The 3048-nt window shown below is 43.6% G+C and carries 3 protein-coding genes; all 3 read right to left on the reverse strand.

The window, feature by feature from the left end; translation table 11 throughout:
• On the reverse strand, positions 1-480 hold a 480-nt coding region (locus ACTHUR_RS10535; RefSeq protein ID WP_440398552.1), incomplete at its 3' end, for a helix-turn-helix transcriptional regulator.
• Positions 481-846: 366 nt separating this feature from the next.
• The gene (locus ACTHUR_RS10540) at positions 847-1854 is read right to left on the reverse strand and encodes an IS5 family transposase (protein ID WP_440398553.1); all 1008 of its coding nucleotides are present in this window, start codon (positions 1852-1854) and stop codon (positions 847-849) included.
• Positions 1855-1864: 10 nt separating this feature from the next.
• A partial coding sequence (locus tag ACTHUR_RS10545) for a ParB family protein (protein WP_440398554.1) occupies positions 1865-3048 on the reverse strand: 1184 nt, incomplete at its 5' end.

A 3048-nucleotide genomic window follows, 5' to 3' on the forward strand; every position in this document is an offset into this window, starting at 1 on the left:
ATCAGGAATCCACGGAGTTGCTTCATTTGACTCAATCCAACCATCCCAGCCAGGTCGTTGTGAATCATCATTTCCAGGAAAATCAATTTGAGTTATTTTTTCGCTCGTTGAGTGGATCAGTGTTCTCAAAAAAACAGATAAACGTGATCTTGATGAAATTTCGCAAGTATTGACCCAATTTTCAATATCATTTGCTTTTATATCTAAAAAAGGAGGAGCATAAATATGAGTTGCAGGAGCTTCAGTTTGTTGAATTAGAGCATCTTCATACTCAGCCTGCCATTGCATTAATTGATCTAATGGGAAGTTAAAGGTCTTTGATAACCGCTGAGCCATGTTAGGTGACAACATTGCTTTACCATTCAAGAAATTAGATAGTGCAGGTCGACCAATTGCTAGCAATTTTGCAGCTTCTGTTACCGTCATTCCTTTAGGTAATAACTCTTCTTTGATTCTTAAGCCAGGATGTTTTACAATCATTTTTAGTTCCTTATTTAAGGGTTTATCAAATGCATTTCTGCGTATATTTTGTAACACTAACGATACGCCAATACTGTGTAGCGTTACACAATACAGATTAACTCTGAGGAATTAAAAGGTCAAGCATCTGAGTCTGCTTGACTTTTTCTTTTTCAAAAAATAGCACTTGTAAGTCTTTAGATATCTCTTAGGTTTACGATTACAACCCAATTCATAGACTGAGACCTTTGCAAAAACTCCCTTTTACCCGACGGCCGAAACCTAACACAGGTTTTCGGCTGTTTTCATTTCAAATATCCACTGATTCTACTCAAATACCCCCTTAATCCCCCTTGGATACCTGATAATCAGGCATCCGGCCGCCTTTTAAGCAGCAACAGGCACACTTAGCCTGTTAGCCGCTTTCAAAAGGTTCAAACACATCGCCTTCAGATGGCTTTGCGCACTTACTTTGAGCAGACCGAAATAGGCTGCCCGGGCATAGCGGAATTTACGGTGCAGTGTACCGAAGCTTTGTTCGACCACATAACGGGTCTTCGACAAATATCGGTTGCGTTTGGTTTGCGCTTCCGTCAGCGGACGGTTGCGGTGTGCTTTGCGCATAATGCCGTCCTGCAGTCGACGCTCTTTCAGATGTTGCCGGTTTTCCTTACTGTCATAGCCTTTATCGGCATAGACGGTCGTACCTTTGGGCAGTCCTTCCAACAAAGGCGACAGGTGTTTGCACTCATGGGCATTGGCGGGGGTAATGTGCAGTTTCTCAATATAGCCTTCCGCATCGGTACGGGTATGTTGTTTGTAACCGAGTCTGTATAACCCGTTTTTCTTTATCCAACGGGCATCGCTGTCTTTACTCGGTGTGGTTTGGCCGCTGACTTGTCCTTCGTCATCGACTTCTATGGCCTGGCGCTGTTTGCTGCCGGCGGTCTGAATAATGGTGGTGTCAATGACGGCGGCGGATGCTTTCTCTACTTTTAGGCCTTTTTCGGTCAGTTGTCGGTTAATCAATTCCAGCAATTCGGGCAGGGTGTCGTCTTGCGCCAGCCAGTTGCGGTAGCGGCATAGGGTGCTGTAATCGGGGATGCTCAGTTCGTCAAAGCGGCAAAACAGGTTGAAGTCGATGCGGGTGATGAGGCTGTGTTCGAGCTCGGGATCGGAGAGGCTGTGCCATTGTCCGAGCAGGACGGCTTTGAACATGGACAACAGGGGATAGGCGGGACGCCCTCGGTGGTCTCTAAGGTAACGGGTTCTTTGACGATTCAGGTATTGTTCGATCGGCTGCCAATCAATCACCTGATCCAACTTCAATAGTGGGAAGCGGTCGATGTGTTTGGCAATCATGGCTTGGGCGGTTTGCTGGAAGAAGGTGCTCATGGGAAATCCCCTAAATGTCTTTGTGGGAATTTAGGGGATTTTGGGGAATTTTGCAAAGGTCTCTATTTGTCTGCCAATTCAACACAGAGGCAATGATGTTCTCTTTGTTGCCAATGCCGCAGTTTGTATATTCGTCGTATTTGTCGGGATCTTCGTAGGCAATACGAAGTTTTGAATCATTTTTCAGCGAAAGTAGGGGATTTGAGCTATCGCCAACATCAAACATGAAGTTATCGATACCGCAAAGCTTCCACAGGAATGTAAAAACATTGCCGGCTTCCTCATGCAAAACATCAATAGCATAGATTGCATTTTCGGCACTGGATCCTGAAATATGCTCAAATGCTGGATACTCGACATACCAACCGTATGCGAAGTCTTTGTGGGTTTTAAAGCAATCAGACAGGTTCACTTTGGCCAACAACTTACGAACCGCAGAAAACAGTTTTTTGCTAGTTTGATCCAAAGTAACCTGATGATTCTGAACATCCAGGGCTTCGAACCCTGTCTGTTCAGTTCCTTTCAGCTCATCCTCTGCATCAGTCTCTGGGCTATCTTCTTTAGCTGGCACAGATTCAATAGATGAATCCCCTGACTCAGTGTTATTTTCAGATGCTTCTTTTTGATGCAAATTGACATCTTGTTTGACAGCTGTTTCAGATTTATTCTTATCAGATAAATTTTCTGTTTCAGGAAAGGCTTCAGCACCATATTCAAATTTGAATTTGTCGAGTACAAACTGACAAAGCTCATGTACGTCTAACTCTGTTGCAGAATATTGGTTATGCCACTGATCCAGCACATCTGACCATAAATATTGGAAAGAGTCGTCCAACTGAATTGATTTAGAAATTGAGAACAGGGTAGAGTGAAGTTTTTTAATTTCTTCAACTTTTGCATGGGAAAGTTTGAATGCGTATTCTTGAAGCTCCTGTAAGTTATCAGAAGCAAAAAAGAACAGTCCTAGAGTTTTATGAGAAACCGTAAGCCCTTTATCAGAAAACATCACTTCCAGTTCGCGCAAAGAAAGTTTCCCTGAGTCAGATTCATCTTGGAAAATATCGCGAATTTCGGCGTATTTGCAGGCTTTATCCCAAAAACACATTTCAGCACGCAGTTCGTTTTCAACAAGGTGCGCAACCTGCAATGTAGTTTCGTCAGAGTAGGGGATGTAAATGCACGGCATCATACGGA

The sequence above is a fragment of the Neisseria sp. P0021.S007 genome, assembly GCF_051956855.1.

What these genes read in the sequence shown, in the direction of transcription:
- ACTHUR_RS10540 (WP_440398553.1), bottom strand. Translation starts at nt 1,854, where the DNA reads ATGAGCACCTTCTTCCAGCAAACCGCCCAAGCCATGATTGCCAAACAC.